Genomic DNA, 17,640 nt, shown 5'->3' with positions numbered 1-17,640 from the left:
ACGGCCGTCGCGCCCCGCCCCGCCGCGCCCCGCCGGGCTCTAGACCGCTCCCACCAGGTCTTCCTCCGACCTGGCCGGCGATTCCGTCGCCGCCTCCCGTTCCGCCATCGTCCGCAGCGGACCGGCCACGGCGGCCAGCTCCGCGTACGGCCCGCGCTGCACCACCCGGCCCTGGTCGAGCACGACCACCTCGTCCACGGCCGCCAGGCCCGCCAGCCGGTGGGTGATGAGCACGGTCGTACGGCCCTCGGTGGCGGCCAGCAGATCCGCGGTGAGCGCGTCCGCCGCGGGCAGGTCGAGATGCTCCGCGGGCTCGTCGAGGACCAGCACCGGGAAGTCGGCAAGCAGCGCCCGGGCGAGCGCCAGCCGCTGCCGCTGTCCGCCGGACAACCGGGCCCCGTGCTCGCCGACGAGGGTGTCCAGCCCGTCGGGCAGCGCGTCCACCCACTCCAGCAGCCGGGCCCGGCCCAGCGCGTCCCGCAGGTCCTCCTCGGCGGCGTCCCTGCGGGCGAGCAGCAGGTTCTCGCGCACGGAGCTGTCGAAGAGGTGCGCGTCCTGGGCGCACAGCCCGACGAGCCGACGCACGTCGTCACCGTCCACGGCGTGCGCGTCCACTCCGGCGAGCGTGTAGGAGCCCGCGACCGGGTCGAGGAAACGCAGCAGGACCTGGGCGAGAGTCGTCTTTCCGGAGCCGGAGGGGCCGACCACGGCGATCCGGTGCCCCTCTTGGAGGGTGAGGTCGATCCCCGCGAGCGCGTCCCGGTGCCGGCCCTCGTGACGGGCGGTCAGCCCCTTCAACACGACGGGGAACGGCGCGGCGGGCGCCTGCAGCGGCCGTTCGGGTTCCCGCACCGGCGCCGGCGCGTCGAGTACCTCGTAGACGCGCTCGGCGCTCCTGCGTACCCGCTGCCGGTGCCGCACGGCGAGCGGAAGCCCGAGCACGGCCTCGAAGGCGGCCAGTGGAGTGAGCACGACGACCGCCATCGTCACCCCGCTCAGCCGGCCGTCGTCGACCGCCTGGGCACCCACCAGCGCTGTGGCCGCGACGGTCAGGCCGGTCAGCAGCGCGGTCAGGCCGTCGCCGAGCGCGGTGGCCGTGGCGGCCCGGGAGGCGATCCGGGTGAGCGTGCCGTCGGCCTGCCGGGCCTCGCCGGTGCGGGCGGGCAGCGCCCCGGCGACGGCCAGTTCGGCCGTGCCGGTGAGCAGGTCCGTGACCCGGGTCGCGAGCCGGCCGCGGGCGGGTGCCAGCCGCCGCTCGGCCCGCCGGGCCACGGCGGAGGTCACCAGCGGGACTCCGACGCCGGCCGCCACCAGCCCCACGGCCAGCACTCCTCCCGCCTCGGGCAGCAGCCAGGCGGTGAATCCCACGGCCCCGGCGGACACGGCCACCGCCGCCCCGGCGGGCAGCAGCCAGCGCAGCCAGTAGTCCTGGAGGGTGTCCACGTCGGCCACCAGCCGGCTGAGCAGATCCCCGCGCCTGGCCGCCCGGAGGCCGGCCGGTGCCAGCCGTTCGAGGCGCCGGTACACGGCGACCCGGGTGTCGGCCAGCATGCGCAGGACGGCGTCGTGCGAGACCAGCCGCTCTCCGTACCGGAACACGGCCCGCCCGATCCCGAAGGCGCGAGTGGCCGTCACGGCAACCATCAGGTAGAGCACCGGCGGCTGCTGCGAGGCCCGCGAGATCAGCCACCCGGAGGTCGCCATCAGTCCCACGGCGCTGCCGAGCGCGAGCGCGCCGAGCAGCAGAGCCAGCAGCAGCCGTCCCCGGCGGGGCCCGGAGTCCGCCCGCACCCGCCTCACCGCGTCCCGTCCCGGCACGGCCGGACCCGTCGGACCGGCCGCCGAAGGAACGGGCTGGTCGATCGCTGCGCCTTCCCACCGGCCGGGAGGGGTGGCCGGTGAGTGAAGGGGACGGTGCTCCGGGGGACGGAGCCCCGTGGCGGCCTCGCCGCCGGAGAGCCGCACCACCCGGTCCGCCGCCGCGAGCAGCGCCGGCCGGTGCACCACCAGCAGCACCGTCCGCCCGGCGGCCAGTCGTCGTACCGCCGCCACGACCTCCGCCTCGGTCGCTCCGTCCAACGCGGCCGTCGGCTCGTCCAGCAGCAGCACCGGCCGGTCCGCCAGGAACGCCCGTGCCAGAGCCAGCCGTTGCCGCTGTCCGGCGGACAGTCCTGCCCCGTCCTCGCCCAGCACGGTCCCGGCGCCCTGCGGCAACGCGTCCACGAACTCCAGGGCCCCCGCGTCCCGCAACGCCCGCCGCACCGCCTCGTCGTCGGCCTCGGGACGCGCGAGCCGTACGTTCTCCGCGACCGTCCCGGCGTACAGACGCGGCCGCTGCGGCACCCACGCGATCCGCGACCGCCATGCCGCGAGGTCCACCTCGCCGAGCTCCACCCCGCCGATCCGTACCCGGCCGGCCGTCGGCCTCACGAACCCCAGTACCACGTTCACCAGCGTCGACTTGCCGACCCCGCTGGGGCCGACCAGTGCCACGGTCTCGCCGGGCTCCACGGTGAACGACACTCCGGTCACCGCGTCCGCCGAGCGGCCCGGGTAGCGGACCGTCACCGCGTCGAAGGCGAGGGAGGCCTCGGAAGGGACCTCGCCCGTACCGGACGCGGGCACCGGTGTCTCCAGCACCGCGAAGATCTCCTCCGCCGCCGCGAGCCCCTCCGCCGCCGCGTGGTACTGGGCGCCCACCTGGCGCAGCGGGAGGTACGCCTCCGGCGCCAGCACCAGGATGACCAGCCCGGTGTACAGGTCCATGTCGCCGTGGACCAGCCGCATGCCGATGGTGACCGCGACCAGTGCCACCGACAGCGTGGCCAGCAGTTCCAGCGCGAAGGACGAGAGAAAGGCGATCCGCAGGGTCCGCATGGTCGCCTGCCGGTACTCGCCGGTGATCCGGCGGATGGAATCGGCCTGCGCCTTGGCCCTGCCGAACACCTTCAGCGTGGGCAGCCCGGTGACCACGTCCAGGAAGTGGCCGGACAGCCGGGACAGCAGCCGCCACTGGCGGTCCATGCGCGACTGGGTGGCCCAGCCGATCAGCACCATGAACAGCGGGATGAGAGGCAGAGTGCCGACGATGATCGCCGCGGACACCCAGTCCTCGGTGACGATCCGGGCCAGCACCGCGACCGGAACGACCACCGCGAGCCCCAACTGGGGCAGGTAGCGGGAGAAGTAGTCGTCCAGGGCGTCGACACCACGCGTGGCGAGGGTGACCAGCGATCCGGTCCGCTGACCGCTGAGCCAGCCGGGACCGAGCGCCACCGCCCGGTCGAGAAGGCGCCCGCGCAGCTCGGACTTGACCGACGCGCTCGCACGGTGCGCGGCGAGTTCGGTGAGCCAGGAGACCAGCGCCCGGCCGAGGGCGACGGCCACCAGGAGCAGGAGAGGGGTGCGGAGTTCGGACACCGGGTCGCCGTGCCGGAAGGCGCCGACCACCACGTCGGCGATGAGCATCGCCTGGGCGATGACCAGCCCGGCCCCGACCGTGCCGAGGCCGATGACCGCGACCAGGAAGAGACGGGTGGACCGGGCGTGGCGCAGCAGACGTGGATCGATTGGTTTCACGTGAAACACCCCTCCCCGTGACTCAGTGCGCGGCTTCGGCCGCGATGTGCTGGGTGCCGATCCGCTTGCGGAACACCCAGTACGTCCACCCCTGGTAGAGCATGACGAGCGGGGTGGCGACCGCCGCCAGCCACGTCATGATCTTGAGGGTGTAGGGGCTCGACGAGGCGTTGGAGACCGTGAGGTTCCAGTCCGGGTCGAGCGACGAGGGCATGACGTTCGGGAAGAGCGACAGGAAGAGCATCGCCACGGCGGCCACGATGGTGACGCCGGACAGGGCGAACGCCCATCCCTCACGGCCCCGCAGGTTGGCCACCAGGGCGGCGACCAGCGCGACGACCGCCACCACCAGGGCCACCAGGCTCTTGCCGTCCCCGCTGTCGGCCTGGGTCCACAGCAGGAAGACCAGCGCCAGCACGGCCGCGACCAGCCCGACCCTGGCCGCCAGCTTCCGAGCCCGTACCCGGATGTCACCGACGGTCTTGAGCGCGGTGAACACCGCACCGTGGAAGGTGAACAGGGTCAGCGTCACGAGTCCGCCCAGCAGGGCGTACGGGTTGAGCAGGTCCCCGACATTGCCGACGTAGTCGAAGTGCCGGTCGATCTTCACTCCCCGCACGATGTTCCCGAAGGCCACGCCCCACAGGAACGCCGGGATCAGCGAGGTCCAGAAGATCGCGGTCTCCCAGTTGCGCTGCCAGTTCTCCTCGGGTCGCTTCGCCCGGTACTCGAAGGCGACACCCCGGACGATCAGGCAGACCAGGATGACCAGCAGGGGCAGGTAGAACCCGGAGAAGAGCGTGGCGTACCACTCGGGGAAGGCCGCGAAGGTCGCGCCGCCCGCGGTGAGCAGCCACACCTCGTTGCCGTCCCAGACCGGGCCGATCGTGTTGATCAGCACCCGCTTCTCCGGCCGGTCCCGAGCGAGCAGCTTGGTGAGGATGCCGACCCCGAAGTCGAAGCCCTCGAGGAAGAAGTAGCCGGTCCACAGGACGGCGATCAGGACGAACCAGACGTCGTGAAGTTCCATGACTGCGTCTCCCTGGGCCTAGTACGAGAAGGCCATCGGCTTGTCGGCGTCCCGCGCCTCGCCACCGATCTTCGTGGGCGGATTGAGGTCGTCGTCGGTGAGTTCGGGCGGGCCGGCCTTGATGTACTTCACCAGCAGCTTGACCTCGATGACGGCGAGGACGGCGTACAGCGCCGTGAAGGTGATCAGCGAGATGAGGATCTCGGTCTGGGAGACACCGGGGGAGACGGCGTCACGCGTCTGCAGGACGCCGTAGACGACCCAGGGCTGGCGGCCCATCTCGGTGAAGATCCAGCCCCAGGAGTTGGCGATCAGCGGGAAGCCCAGCGTCCAGATCGCCACCAGCCAGTACAGCCTGCCGAGCTTCGGGCTGAGGGCCTTGTTCCTGAAGAGGACCAGGTGCGGCACCTCGTCCTCACCGACCCGCAGGTGCTGCGGCAGCATGAACTTCCGCCGGGTCAGCCAGAGTCCGGCCAGGCCGATGGCGAAGGAGGCCATGCCGAAGCCGATCATCCAGCGGAACGCCCAGAAGGTGACGGGGATGATCGGACGGTAGTCGCCGGGGCCGTACTTCTGCTGCTCCGCCTTGTTGGTGTCGTTGATGCCGGGGACGTACGAGTTGAAGTTGTCGTCGGCGAGGAACGACAGCACGCCGGGGACCGAGAACTCGACGCTGTTGTGGCCCTTGCTGACGTCGCCGTAGGCGAAGACCGAGAACGGTGCCGAGTGCTGGCCGTCCCACAGCGCCTCCGCTGCGGCCATCTTCATCGGCTGCTGCTTGAACATGACCTTGCCGAGGGTGTCGCCGCTGATCGCGGTGAGCAGGCCGGCGATGACCACGGTGACCAGGCCCAGTCGCAGCGAGGTCTTCATCACGGTGATGTGCTTCTTGCGGAACAGGTGGAAGGCGGCGATGCCGACCATGAACGCGCCGCCGGTCAGGAAGGACGCGGCCAGCGTGTGGAAGGCCTGGGCCAGCGCGGTGTTCTGGGTCAGGACGGCCCAGAAGTCGGTCAGTTCGGCGCGCCCCTTCACCTTGTCGATCTTGTAGCCGACGGGGTGCTGCATCCACGAGTTGGCCGCGAGGATGAAGTAGGCGGACAGGACGGTGCCGATGGAGACCATCCATATGCAGGCCAGGTGGATCTTCTTGGGCAGCTTGTCCCAGCCGAAGATCCACAGCCCGATGAAGGTGGACTCGAAGAAGAACGCGATCAGTGCCTCGAAGGCGAGCGGGGCACCGAAGATGTCCCCGACGAACCGCGAGTAGTCCGACCAGTTCATACCGAACTGGAACTCCTGCACGATGCCGGTGACCACGCCCATCGCGATGTTGATCAGGAAGAGCTTGCCCCAGAACTTGGTGGCCCTGAGGTACTTCTCCTTCTCCGTGCGCACCCAGGCGGTCTGCAGGCCGGCCGTCAGGGCGGCCAGGGAGATCGTCAGCGGGACGAACAGGAAGTGGTAGACGGTGGTGATGCCGAACTGCCAACGCGCCAGCGTCTCCGGCGCCAGGGCCAGGTACACGTCGTCAGTCTCCTTACGTCGCCGGGTTACAGCGGCTTTTGTCCTCTTTGTCCTGCACATCACATACCAAAGAGGACGAGCTTGTGAATGCATTCACATTCACAAGCCATTATGACGTAACGATTTTCAAAGGATCCAGGGGGGTCGTGTCTTCTGCGTCACGTCGCCGCGGCGGCCCCCGGTTTCACGTGAAACCCCACGCAAACGGGGCCGCCCCATGGACGGCCCCGTACGGGTGCGACTGTTCGGCCACCGGAGCCCGGAAGCTCCCCTCCGCGGGAACTCCCCACGGCCTACGGGCCGGGCTCCTTGCGGCTAGAGCTCCTTGCGGAAGTTCTCCGCGGCCTTCAGGAAGATGTCGTTCGCCTCGGTCTCCCCGATCGTCACCCGGACCCCCTCGCCCGCGAACGGACGGATGACCGTGCCGTGCTCCTCGCAGAGCCGCGCGAAAGCCGTCGTACGCTCCCCCAGCCGCAGCCACACGAAGTTCGCCTGGGTCTCGGGCACCGTCCAGCCCTGGGCACGGAGGGAACCCATCACGCGCTGCCGCTCGCAGACCAGCGAGCCGACCCGGCCGAGCAGTTCGTCCTCGGCACGCAGCGAGGCGATCGCCGCCTCCTGGGCCAGCTGGCTCACGCCGAACGGCACCGCCGTCTTGCGCAGCGCCGCCGCCACCGGCTCATGGGCGATCGCGAAGCCGACGCGCAGGCCGGCGAGCCCGTAGGCCTTGGAGAAGGTCCGCAGGACGCAGACGTTCGGCCGATCGCGGTAGATCTCGACACCGTCGGGCACCTCGGGGTCGCGGATGAACTCCCGGTAGGCCTCGTCGAGGACCACCAGCACGTCACCCGGAACCCGGTCCAGGAAACGCTCCAGCTCGGCCCGCTTCACCACCGTGCCGGTCGGGTTGTTCGGGTTGCAGACGAAGATCAGGCGCGTCCGGTCGGTGATGGCGTCCGCCATCGCGTCCAGGTCGTGCACCTCCCCCGCGGTGAGCGGCACCTGGACCGAGCGGGCGCCGCTGATCTGCGTGATGATCGGGTACGCCTCGAAGGACCGCCAGGCGTACATGACCTCGTCGCCGGGACCGCTGGTCGCCTGGATCAGTTGCTGGGCGACGCCGACCGAGCCGGTGCCGGTGGCCAGGTGGCCGAGCGGGACACCGAAGCGGTCCGACAGCTCGTTCATCAGCGCCGTGCACGCCATGTCCGGGTAGCGGTTGAAGGCGGCGGCCGCAGCGGTCACCGACTCCATCACTCCGGGCAGCGGAGGATACGGATTCTCGTTGGAGGAGAGCTTGTAGGCGACCGGTCCGTCGGCCGCGGCGGGCTTGCCCGGCTTGTAGGTGGGGATACCCTCCAGCTCGGCGCGCAGCTTGGGGCTCGTCTCGCTCACCGCAGTCCTCCTCGCGACCACCGGCGGACCGTCCGCACCGCCGGCATCCAATACTGCTCACCTTATGAGGATTCGGCTCCGCTGCGTACAGGAGCGGAGCGACCCGGTAGGCGTGGACCTGACCTCATCCGTCCCACCGGCATCACGGGCATCACCACACGAAGGCGCATTTTTCGGGGGCGCGCCCTACATATATCTACGCGCCGGTGGCTCGCGCCCTGGCGCGCATCACCCGTGAAGGTGAGTTGAGACCTCTTCGAGACATCGGGAACTTGGCAGGCCCATGCGTGCCGACAAGTCACGTCTCACCATTGGATCATTCAACTGACTTTCTTTCTAAGGTAGTTGACCCCCTTTGACCTTGCAGAAACGTGCCTGTCAACGCGTGCATATGCGTCCGCACTACCCCACCGCATGAGCCCTACTATCGGCTCGCCATGACAGCAGCAGGGAAGCACCAGGTGAGCCGCGCGGAAACCACTCGGCGAGGCAGCCGGCCGGGCCGGGCGGGCATCAGAGACGTGGCCGCCGCCGCCGGAGTCTCCATCACGACCGTCTCCGACGCCCTGAACGGCAAGGGCCGGCTTCCGGATGCCACCCGACGCCACGTCCGCGAGGTCGCCGACCGACTGGGGTACCGCCCCTCGGCCGCCGCCCGCACCCTCCGTACCGGCAAGTCGGGACTCATCGGCCTGACCGTGACGACGTACGGGGATGAACCTTTCACCTTCACCGAGTTCGCGTACTTCGCCGAGATGGCCCGGGCCGCCACCTCCGCCGCGCTCGCCCGCGGCTACGCCCTGGTGATCCTGCCCGCGACCTCACGCCACGACGTCTGGTCCAACGTCGCGTTGGACGGCACGGTCGTGATCGACCCCTCCGACCAGGACCCGGTGGTCAGCGAGCTGGTCCGGCAGGGGCTGCCGGTGGTCTCCGACGGCCGGCCGGCCGGGGCGCTCCCCGTCACCGCCTGGGTGGACAACGACCACGAGGCGGCCGTACTCGGCATCCTCGACCATCTCGCCGACGCGGGCGCCCGCCGGATCGGCCTGCTCACGGGCACCACGACGGACACGTACACCCACCTGTCCACCACCGCCTACCTGCGCTGGTGCGAGCGGGTCGGCCAGGACCCGGTGTACGAGGCCTACCCGGCGCACGATCCCTGCGCGGGTGCCGTCGCCGCCGACCGGCTGCTGGCCCGACCGGACCGCCCGGACGCCGTCTACGGCCTCTTCGACCCCAACGGCACCGACCTGCTGGCCGCCGCCCGCCGCTACGGGCTGCGCGTCCCCGAAGACCTGCTGCTGGTGTGCTGCAGCGAGTCGACCGTGTACGCCAGCACCGAACCGCCCATCACCACGCTCTCCCTGAAGCCGCGCCGCATCGGGACCGCGGTGGTCCAGCTGCTCATCGACGCGATCGAGGGGGTCGAATCGGACCAGCCGGTCGAGCAGGTGATACCGACCGAACTGATCGTGCGTACCTCTTCCCAGCGACGCCCGCCGCGCACCACGGTCAGCCCGCCACGGGCACCGGAGGAGGAGTAGCACGAACGGCCCGTACCCGCGGACGGACGCCCCGCACCCCCGCGCGGCCCTTCCGCACCCACACCCCGGCACGCCACCTCGGCGCCCGCGCCGCGGCACGGCTCCTCGGCACCCGCGCCGCGAAGCCGCGTGCGGCCGCCCCGCGGGTCGGCACCCGCAGCGGGGCCGCCGACGCGCCTGCCGCGCGTCGGCGGAAGGCGGCCGGCAGGTGCGCGGCCGATGGTCGAAGCCCTGCCCAACCGGGGCGAAAGCCGCGCTGAAGTGGAGTCCTGCTCCGATTCACCACCCCTGGGTCATCACACGGCGCGACGGGCATTCCTATGATGGGCCCACGACACCGCGGGCCGCTGCGACCAGGCAGTCCGAAGCGGTGCAGATGCGGCGCGATGGTGGAGGGGTCTGATGACTCAGGGGGCCGGTCAGGGACCCGAGGCGGAACGGACGGCGACGGTGCGCGACTTCCGGGTGCCCGCGTACGTCAACGAGACCGGTCCGTACGCCGAGAGCACCCACCCCGGCGACGTCGTCCCGGCGCTCGACGAGCCGTACCCCGACGGCTATCCCGAGGGGTACACGCCCACCCAGCGCGACCTGCCCGTCATCAACAGCGGCGACACGCTCCGGCTGCCGGTCGAGCCGGCCGCCGAACCGGCCGCCCGGACGGACGCCGGTCCCGGCCCGCTGTACGTCGTCGGGGACGTGCACGGCTACCTCGACGAACTGGTCGACGCGCTGCGCGAGCAGGGTCTGATCGACGCGGACGGGCAGTGGTGCGCGGGCACCGCCCGGCTCTGGTTCCTCGGCGACTTCACCGACCGGGGCCCCGACGGCATCGGCGTCATCGACCTGGTGATGCGGCTGTCCGCCGAGGCGGCCGCGGCCGGTGGCTACTGCAAGGCCCTCATGGGCAACCACGAGCTGCTGCTGCTCGGCGCGAAACGGTTCGGCGACACCCCCGTCAACTCCGGCGCGGGCACCGCCACCTTCCAGGCGGCCTGGCTGCTCAACGGCGGCCAGAAGACCGACATGGACCGGCTCCAGGACCACCACCTCCAGTGGATGGCCCGCCTGGACGCGGTCGAGGAGGTCGACGGCTACCTGCTGGTCCACTCGGACACCACCGCCTACCTCGACTACGGCGACTCCATCGAGGCGGTCAACGACAACGTCCGCGAGACCATCACCCGCAACGACGCGGAGGAGGTCTGGGACGTGTTCCGTAAGTTCACCAAGCGGTTCTCCTTCCGCGACGAAGGGGGTGCAGACGCCGTCCGTTCCCTTCTCGATACGTACGGCGGCACCCGCATCGTTCACGGACACAGCCCGATTCCCTATCTGCTGGGGGAGGTCGGCTCCGAGGACGGCGAGGAGAACGCCGGTCCGGTGGTGGAAGGACCGCACGTCTACGCGGACGGGCTGGCCATCGCCATGGACGGCGGAGTGACCATGGCCGGAAAGCTCCTGGTCAGGCAACTTCCGCTCGACGTCTGAGCGTTCGGCGCGTAATTCTGTACCCCGATGTCACACGCGGGCCACCCCCAATTTCCGGCAACCCCCTGTCACCGCGTGCCTTGACGGCTCTACCATCGGTTTATCCGTAGCAGGCTCCCCTCCGTTTCTGCCCGACGGTTCGCCGGCGTGCGAGCCACAAGCCCTACGGAGCATCGGGGGATGCACATGAACAGCGTTCCGCAGCACCTGCACAGCGAGGACCGCCAGGAATACGAGCGGATCCTCGATGAGGCGCTGCGCTCCGCCCCTTACCGTCCCGAACTGGCCGGTGGCGGCCGGCGTCTGAACACCGAACAGCTGCGCACCATGGCGCTCAACGCCACCGCACTGATAACGGCGGCCGCGGCGACCGAGTACCAGCACTATGTGAAGGTCCGCGAGGAACTGCGCAACCCCGCGCGGTCCACCCCGCCCCCCGTTCAGGAGTCCGGCTCCGCGGAGTCGGCCACGGGCGGTGCGACGGGGCTCGCCACCACTCTCGGCGAGGCCGCCGAGACCACGGGCGCCGGCGGCTTCGCCCTCGCCCTGGTCCTGGCGCCGGTGCTGGCCGGCACCGCCGCCGCGATCTTCCTGCTCGTCGGCTACGTCCTGAAGATGCTGGATCCGGCCCCGGCGTTCGCCCAGACCATGCTGACGGCCGGCTGGGTCTTCGGCGTGCTGACCGCGGCCGCGATCATCATGGCCGGCGCGGGGCTGCTGCTCACCGCCCTGCGCAACAGCCCCTCACTGGAGGCCGGAGCCTACGGCGAACCCGGTGGGGAGGTGGCCAAGGCCCGGGACGCGTGGCGGGACACCCTGCTGGAACGCGGCATCCTGCCCTTCCTCCGGGAAGCGCTGGCCACCGAACCCAGCACGGTCGAACCGCGCCGTACGGCCCCCCCGGATCCGGGGAACCGGATGCCGCGTCTGGGCTACGACCGGCCCGGTTTCAGCACCGACGACGGCACCGCCCCCGCCGCCCGGCCGAGCTTCACCAGCCCGGACTACACCAGCCCGGACTTCGGTGGCCCGGAACACCAGCCGGAATAGCCCGGCCTGCGCCCCCGGCCGGGGGCGCAGGCCGGACGCCCGGTCCCCGCCGCCCGCGAACTCCCCGGACTCCTGCGCCATGCCCTCCTCGACCTCCCCTCGACCTCCACCGTGCTCACGACGGATGTCCTGGGATCCAGGAGTGCCGGACAGTCGGCTTCAAAAAGTCGCCCACTCCGAGGACGGGAGACGGTGGTAGACGTCATCGATCCATTCAGACGCCAGGAAGACCGGCCGGGTCAGGACAACGTCTGCGACCCGCTGCACGCAGACCACAAGACCGAGCGTCTGCGAGCCGGGATCGGCCCCAGGCAGGTAGAAGAGTTCGGAGTAGGGCTCCCTGACCTCGGCTCGATCAGTGATCCACTGCTCCAGCTCCGACGGCACACGGCCGACCAGCGCCGTGCCGTCGGCCAAGACCTGAGGCCCGAGACGCGCGTCCGCCGTTGCGCCGGCCAAGCGGTTCTCATCCGCGTAGTAGACCGTCAGGCCCACATCGGTGAAGCTCTCCTTGCGCGTCACGGTGTCACCCCACGGAATGCTCCTCGAGAAGTCCGCCGCCTCCTGGTCAAGCACAGCGGCCACTTCGGTGGGATCCATCCCGAACCTCAAAGGTCCAACGGACACGAACGGTTCCAGCGCCCACCGCAACCGCTCCTCGTCGGGCTTCACATCCCATATGCCCATGCCCGCGGCCCACCTGCTCCTACCGATCCACCGTCAGGCAGTCAGCCTACGGCGGCTTCTGGATCAAGCTTCGCGACGGAGCGCCGCCCCTCGGAGCCTGGCCTTCTCCGGGACGGCGCTTGCACTCGTGTGAGTCAGTCGGCGATCGGCAGATACACCCTGTTCCCGGTAGCTGCGAACTCCTTCGACTTCTGGAGCATCCCCTCCGCGACCTCCTCCGGTGACGCCCCCTCAGCCGCCTTACCGCCGAACTGCTCTGTGATGCTTTGGCTAATCTTCATCGAGCAGAACTTCGGTCCGCACATCGAGCAGAAGTGGGCGGTCTTCGCCGGCTCCGCCGGAAGGGTCTCGTCGTGGAACTCGCGGGCCGTGTCGGGGTCCAGGGCGAGGTTGAACTGGTCCTCCCACCTGAACTCGAAGCGCGCGTCGGACAGCGCGTCGTCCCATTCCTGCGCGCCCGGGTGCCCCTTGGCGAGGTCGGCCGCATGGGCGGCGATCTTGTAGGTGATGACGCCGGTCTTGACGTCGTCCCGGTTGGGCAGGCCCAGGTGCTCCTTGGGGGTGACGTAGCACAGCATCGCCGTGCCCCACCAGGCGATCATCGCGGCACCGATGCCGGAGGTGATGTGGTCGTACGCCGGCGCGACGTCCGTGGTCAGCGGGCCGAGCGTATAGAACGGAGCTTCATCGCAGATCTCCTGCTGAAGGTCGATGTTCTCCTTGATCTTGTGCATCGGGACATGGCCCGGGCCCTCGATCATCGTCTGTACGTGGAAACGCTTCGCGATCCGGTTGAGTTCCCCGAGCGTGCGCAACTCCGCGAACTGCGCCTCGTCGTTGGCGTCCGCGATGGAGCCGGGGCGCAGGCCGTCGCCCAGCGAGTACGTGACGTCGTAGGCGGCGAGGATCTCGCAGAGTTCCTCGAAGTTCTCGTACAGGAACGACTCCTTGTGGTGCGCGAGGCACCAGGCCGCCATGATCGAGCCGCCACGCGAGACGATGCCTGTCTTGCGGTTGGCGGTGAGCGGCACGTACGGCAGCCGCACACCCGCGTGGACGGTCATGTAGTCCACGCCCTGCTCGGCCTGTTCGATCACCGTGTCCTTGTAGATCTCCCAGGTCAGCTCCTCGGCCCTGCCGTCGACCTTCTCCAGTGCCTGGTAGAGCGGCACCGTGCCGATGGGAACGGGGGAGTTGCGCAGCACCCACTCGCGGGTGGTGTGGATGTTCCGCCCGGTGGAGAGGTCCATGACCGTGTCGGCGCCCCAGCGGGTCGCCCAGGTCATCTTCTCCACCTCCTCCTCGATCGAGGAGGTCACCGCGGAGTTGCCGATGTTCGCGTTGACCTTCACCAGGAACCGCTTGCCGATGATCATCGGCTCGATCTCGGGGTGGTTGACGTTGGCCGGCAGCACGGCCCGTCCCGCCGCGATCTCCTCACGGACCACCTCGGGGGAGACGTTCTCCCGGATGGCCACGTACTCCATCTCCGGGGTGACCTCACCCCGGCGGGCGTACGCCAGTTGTGTCACCGCCTCGCCCTCCCGGCCGCGACGCGGCAGGCGGGGGCGGCCCGGGAAGACCGCGTCCAGGTTGCGCAGCCCACCACGCGGTGAGGTGTGCTTGATCCCGTCGTCCTCCGGACGGGCGGGACGGCCCGCGTACTCCGCGGTGTCCCCACGGGTGATGATCCAGTTCTCCCGCAGAGGCGGCAGCCCCCGGCGCACGTCGGTCTCGACGAGGGGATCGGTGTACGGGCCGGAGGTGTCGTAGAGCGTGACCGACTGCCCGTTGGTGAGGTGCACCTGACGGACCGGCACCCGGAGATCGGGGCGCGAGCCCTCGACATACCCCTTGTGCCAGCCGATGGACTTCCCGGCCCCCGTGGATGTTTCGCCCGCAATGGGCTGTTCGTCCTGGCTGAAGGCAGGCGTGCGTACGTCCTTGTTGGTCATGAGACCTACTCCCTACGCCGGCATTACCCGGTAACAGGTTCGGCGGTCGACGCAGCGGCTTCCGTCTGGCGGCGTTCCTTGTGAAACGTCACTCGTTCCACGTGAAACATCGCGAATACGGAGGTCAGCGCCCTCTCAGCCCGGTGCTCCGAGCTCCCGCGTGTGCAAAGGTGCCTCCACGCTAGCGTCAATTCGGGCGCGGTGAACAGAGGGCCCCTGCCGTTCTTGCGATGATCGGGCGGTGACCACGACACAGCAGCACCCCTCTCCGCCCCCCGACCCGAGGCGCGGCAACGGCGCCGCACCGGGCGGCGGAACCGGCCACGGGGGCCACGGTGCCGGTGACGGACACGACCACGTCCAGGACCACTCGTACGACCGTGGGCACGCGCACCGTCACGACGACGGCCATGCCCATGGCCACCCGCCCGGCCGGGGTTCCGGCCAGGGCGGCTCCGGGTCGGGCGGCGGGCACGGTCACTCGCACAGCCACGGGCCCGCCGCGCCGGTCTCCAAGCATCTGCGCAAGGTCATCGCGGCGATCCTCATTCCCTTCACCGCCGCGGTCGTGGTCGGCCTGGTGGCGCTGTGGCCCGGTGGCGCCCCGGCGCACGAACGCACCGGCGTCGGCTTCGACCGTCAGACCCAGCGGGCGACGGTCGCCAAGGTCGTGGCGGTCAGCTGCAAGTCGGTCAACGCCTCCGGGGGCGGCTCGACCGGTGATACCTCCACCCCGGAGGGCAGTTCGGCGAACCAGGAGGAGAGCGGCACCTGCAAGAAGGCCACGGTCCGGGTGGACACCGGCAAGGACACGGGCCGGACGTTCACCGAGATCGTGCAGCCCGACCAGTCGCGCCAGCTGCACCAGGGCGAGAAGGTCGTGGTCGCCTACGAGCCCTCGGCGCCCAAGGACCTCCAGTACTCGGTCACCGATGTGGACCGGAAGTTCCCGATGGCGCTGCTCGCCGGGATCTTCGCGCTCGCCGTCGTCGTGGTCGGCCGGCTGCGCGGTGTGATGGCGCTCGTCGCACTCGCCGTCAGCTTCATGGTGCTGACCCTCTTCATCCTGCCCGCGATCCTCCAGGGTTCGAATCCGCTGCTGGTGGGGGTGGTCGGATCGAGCGCGATCATGCTGATCGCCCTGTACATGTGCCATGGCCTGTCGGCGCGGACCTCGGTGGCGGTGCTGGGCACCCTGGTCTCGCTGTGCCTGATCGGCGTCCTCGGCTCGGAGTTCATCGACTGGGCCGCGCTCACCGGCAACACCGACGACAACACCGGCCTGATCCACGGCCTGTACCCGTCCATCGACATGAGCGGTCTGCTGCTGGCCGGTGTCATCATCGGTTCGCTCGGCGTCCTGGACGACGTGACGGTGACGCAGACCTCGGCCGTCTGGGAGCTGCACGAGGCCAACCCGACGATGGGCTGGCGCGGGCTGTACCGGGCAGGCATCCGCATCGGCCGCGACCACATCGCCTCCGTCGTCAACACCCTGGTCCTGGCCTACGCGGGTGCCGCGCTGCCGTTGCTGCTGCTCTTCTCCATCGCGCAGAGCAGTGTGGCCACGGTCGCCAACAGTGAGCTGGTGGCCGAGGAGATCGTGCGCACGCTGGTCGGTTCGATCGGCCTCGTCGCCTCGGTGCCCGTCACCACGCTGCTGGCCGCGCTGGTGGTGTCGGCGGACCGGCCGGGCAAGGAAGTGTCCGCGGCCGTGGAGACGGCCCCGGCGCGCGGCGGGCGAGGAGGGCGGCGCCGGAAGCGGTGAGGGGGCCCGCGGGACGCGGTGCGGGGCGGAGGGTTCCGTGCGGTGCGGACTGTTTCGGTGTGGGCGCGCGGTCCGGTGCGGCTCACAGCCCCGTGCGGGGCGGGTCCGCACCAGGAGAGGCGTCTCCGGGGAGAGGCGTTCCCGTGGCTTCCCGGGGACGCGCAGAAGCGTTCCTGCGCGCCCTTGTGCGGCCCGGAGGAGCGGCTCGCGCCCCGTGCCGTGACGCTTCAGCCCGCGCTCTGCTCCTCGGCCAGGATCCGGTCCAGAGCCTCTTCGAGATGGGCGTCGAAGTCGGCGAGCGCGCCTTCCTGGCCCAGCGGAACCAGCTTGTCCGTACGGTCGAGGAACGCCACCAGGGGCGGCGCCGAGGACCGGAAGACCGCCTGGTCGCCGCCGACCTGAAGCCTGATCAGGACCTCACCCAGCACCTCGGAGTCGGCGGGAGCGATGTGCACATCGCCCTCCCCGCACGGCCTGCCCACCCCGTCGATCAGCAGCTCACGGCCGAAAGCCCAGGTCACCGGCGCGTCCCCGGGCAGATGGAAGGTGAGCCGCACGGCGTACGGATCACAGGTCTCGTAACGCAACTCCACGGGGATGCGAAATGAGAGCTCCTCCGAGACGAGAAAGCTCATCATGACTTCTGCTTGTACGGACTCGCGCATCGCCTACCCCGTCATATGACACCGACTGGCCGGGTTTTATCCCTTTGATGGTGGTCAAATCTTGCTGAACGTACACAGCAGATCACAAGGAGTAAGTTTTCAGATACTGATAGCGATGGCCAGAGAGCCCAGACGCCGACCCACCTCCGCCTGCAACTGCCGTGCGGCGGGCAGCAACCGGTCGGCCTGCTGCAGGGGCAGGGAGATGGCCACCGTGGCCGCCGTGGTGCCGACCGTGATGGGGATCGCCGCGCACACCGTGCCCAGCGCGTACTCCTGGCGCTCCGCCAGAACCTCCATGCGCCGGGTCCGCTCCAGCCTCCGCAGCAGCGCGTGGCTGTCGCGGGCCGTGTACGGGGTCAGGGTCTGCAGGGGGTACCGGGCGAGATGATCGCGGCGGGTGCTCTCGTCCAGCTGCGACAGCAGGCACTGGCCGATGGCGTGCGCGTGGCCCGTCTCCCGGAAGTCGGCCCATTCCTCGGCCGCCGGGATGGACGGGGAGTCGGCGACGCCCACGACCTCGATCTCGCCGTCCCGGTACATCGCGTAGTACACCGGGGCACCGATCGAATCCCGCCAGTGCGCGAGGGTGTCGACCACCTCGCTGCGACGTTTCTGCTGCGCCCCGCTGCTGCTCAGCCGCTCAGCGGCCTCACCGAGGAAGAACAGGCCCTTGTCGCGCCGCAGATAACCCTCGTGGACCAGGGTGCGCAACAGGTGGTAGGCGGTGGGCAGTGCGAGGCCGGTCTCGCGCGCCAGTTGTTTCGCGGGAGCGCCGTGTTCGTGTCCGGCGGCACACTCCAACAGGCGCATCGCACGCCGCACGGAGCCGATGAGGGTGGCCGAGTGCGGCTGTGCGGGGTCGGACGGGGTCGCCGGCCGCTGCACGGGGGGTGTGCTGGACCGGCGCTGGGTGGGGGGTGGTGGAAGTTCCGTGAGTGCG

12 protein-coding genes, 1 pseudogene and 1 riboswitch are annotated in these 17,640 nt (G+C 70.2%); of the genes and pseudogenes, 4 read left to right on the top strand and 9 right to left on the bottom strand.

Annotated features, from left to right (window positions below; genetic code table 11):
- Positions 1-39: 39 nt before the first annotated feature.
- The 4 genes from cydD to hisC all read right to left on the bottom strand — a co-directional run bounded on the left by cydD (position 40) and on the right by hisC (position 7,531).
- Positions 40-3,579 carry a thiol reductant ABC exporter subunit CydD gene (gene cydD / locus ACFY3I_RS23855; RefSeq protein ID WP_390862504.1) on the bottom strand — a complete coding sequence of 1,180 codons (3,540 nt, stop codon included), beginning with the start codon at positions 3,577-3,579 and terminating at the stop codon, positions 40-42.
- 22 nt (positions 3,580-3,601) lie between these two features.
- Entirely contained in the window at positions 3,602-4,609 is a 1,008-nt protein-coding gene (gene cydB, locus ACFY3I_RS23850; RefSeq protein WP_390862502.1) for a cytochrome d ubiquinol oxidase subunit II, read from the bottom strand.
- A gap of 18 nt (positions 4,610-4,627) precedes the next feature.
- The gene (locus ACFY3I_RS23845; RefSeq protein WP_390862500.1) at positions 4,628-6,136 is read right to left on the bottom strand and encodes a cytochrome ubiquinol oxidase subunit I; all 1,509 of its coding nucleotides are present in this window, start codon (positions 6,134-6,136) and stop codon (positions 4,628-4,630) included.
- Positions 6,137-6,451: 315 nt separating this feature from the next.
- Positions 6,452-7,531, bottom strand: a complete 1,080-nt coding sequence (gene hisC / locus ACFY3I_RS23840; protein WP_390862498.1) for a histidinol-phosphate transaminase — start codon at positions 7,529-7,531, stop codon at positions 6,452-6,454.
- 437 nt (positions 7,532-7,968) lie between these two features.
- Here hisC and ACFY3I_RS23835 point away from each other — a divergent pair, with 437 nt between their 5' ends.
- The 3 genes from ACFY3I_RS23835 (at position 7,969) to ACFY3I_RS23825 (ending at position 11,622) form a co-directional block, all read left to right on the top strand.
- Entirely contained in the window at positions 7,969-9,081 is a 1,113-nt protein-coding gene (locus tag ACFY3I_RS23835; protein WP_365285757.1) for a LacI family DNA-binding transcriptional regulator, read from the top strand.
- Between the two features lie 402 nt (positions 9,082-9,483).
- Complete coding sequence (locus tag ACFY3I_RS23830; RefSeq protein ID WP_390862496.1) at positions 9,484-10,572, top strand: metallophosphoesterase; 1,089 nt, start codon at positions 9,484-9,486, stop codon at positions 10,570-10,572.
- A gap of 180 nt (positions 10,573-10,752) precedes the next feature.
- A complete protein-coding gene (locus tag ACFY3I_RS23825) occupies positions 10,753-11,622 on the top strand; it encodes a hypothetical protein (RefSeq protein ID WP_390862494.1) in 870 nt (289 codons plus the stop codon).
- Positions 11,623-11,661: 39 nt separating this feature from the next.
- Here ACFY3I_RS23825 and ACFY3I_RS23820 read toward each other — a convergent pair.
- From ACFY3I_RS23820 to thiC, 3 genes and pseudogenes are all read right to left on the bottom strand, one after another.
- Positions 11,662-11,757, bottom strand: a pseudogene (locus ACFY3I_RS23820) (thiamine biosynthesis protein ThiC); the annotation flags it as partial.
- Positions 11,758-11,781: 24 nt separating this feature from the next.
- Positions 11,782-12,309, bottom strand: a complete 528-nt coding sequence (locus ACFY3I_RS23815; RefSeq protein ID WP_390862492.1) for a hypothetical protein — start codon at positions 12,307-12,309, stop codon at positions 11,782-11,784.
- Positions 12,310-12,443: 134 nt separating this feature from the next.
- On the bottom strand, positions 12,444-14,264 hold the full coding sequence (gene thiC / locus ACFY3I_RS23810) for a phosphomethylpyrimidine synthase ThiC (RefSeq protein ID WP_390862490.1): 1,821 nt from the start codon (positions 14,262-14,264) through the stop codon (positions 12,444-12,446).
- A riboswitch (TPP riboswitch) is annotated at positions 14,257-14,434 on the bottom strand. It overlaps the preceding gene by 8 nt.
- A gap of 71 nt (positions 14,435-14,505) precedes the next feature.
- Here thiC and ACFY3I_RS23805 point away from each other — a divergent pair.
- Entirely contained in the window at positions 14,506-16,032 is a 1,527-nt protein-coding gene (locus tag ACFY3I_RS23805; protein ID WP_390862489.1) for a YibE/F family protein, read from the top strand.
- Between the two features lie 227 nt (positions 16,033-16,259).
- Here the strand turns inward: ACFY3I_RS23805 and ACFY3I_RS23800 are convergent, their stop codons facing one another.
- A complete protein-coding gene (locus ACFY3I_RS23800) occupies positions 16,260-16,697 on the bottom strand; it encodes an SsgA family sporulation/cell division regulator (RefSeq protein ID WP_365285771.1) in 438 nt (145 codons plus the stop codon).
- A 99-nt stretch (positions 16,698-16,796) separates the two neighbouring features.
- Positions 16,797-17,585, bottom strand: a complete 789-nt coding sequence (locus tag ACFY3I_RS23795) for an IclR family transcriptional regulator C-terminal domain-containing protein (RefSeq protein WP_365285773.1) — start codon at positions 17,583-17,585, stop codon at positions 16,797-16,799.
- Positions 17,586-17,640 lie beyond the last annotated feature (55 nt).

Origin of the sequence: Streptomyces sp. NPDC001068, from assembly GCF_042897315.1 — a bacterium.
Lineage (GTDB): Bacteria > Actinomycetota > Actinomycetes > Streptomycetales > Streptomycetaceae > Streptomyces.
The sequence above is the reverse complement of the archived record's forward strand: the minus strand, read 5'-3'. Positions and strand labels throughout refer to the sequence as shown.

Excerpts from the sequence above, each read along its gene's own strand:
- cydB (WP_390862502.1), bottom strand. The coding sequence starts at position 4,609 with ATGGAACTTCACGACGTCTGGTTCGTCCTGATCGCCGTCCTGTGGACC.
- ACFY3I_RS23835 (WP_365285757.1), top strand. The coding sequence starts at position 7,969 with ATGACAGCAGCAGGGAAGCACCAGGTGAGCCGCGCGGAAACCACTCGG.
- ACFY3I_RS23830 (WP_390862496.1), top strand. The coding sequence starts at position 9,484 with ATGACTCAGGGGGCCGGTCAGGGACCCGAGGCGGAACGGACGGCGACG.
- ACFY3I_RS23825 (WP_390862494.1), top strand. The coding sequence starts at position 10,753 with ATGCACATGAACAGCGTTCCGCAGCACCTGCACAGCGAGGACCGCCAG.
- ACFY3I_RS23815 (WP_390862492.1), bottom strand. The coding sequence starts at position 12,309 with ATGGGCATATGGGATGTGAAGCCCGACGAGGAGCGGTTGCGGTGGGCG.
- thiC (WP_390862490.1), bottom strand. The coding sequence starts at position 14,264 with ATGACCAACAAGGACGTACGCACGCCTGCCTTCAGCCAGGACGAACAG.
- ACFY3I_RS23800 (WP_365285771.1), bottom strand. The coding sequence starts at position 16,697 with ATGCGCGAGTCCGTACAAGCAGAAGTCATGATGAGCTTTCTCGTCTCG.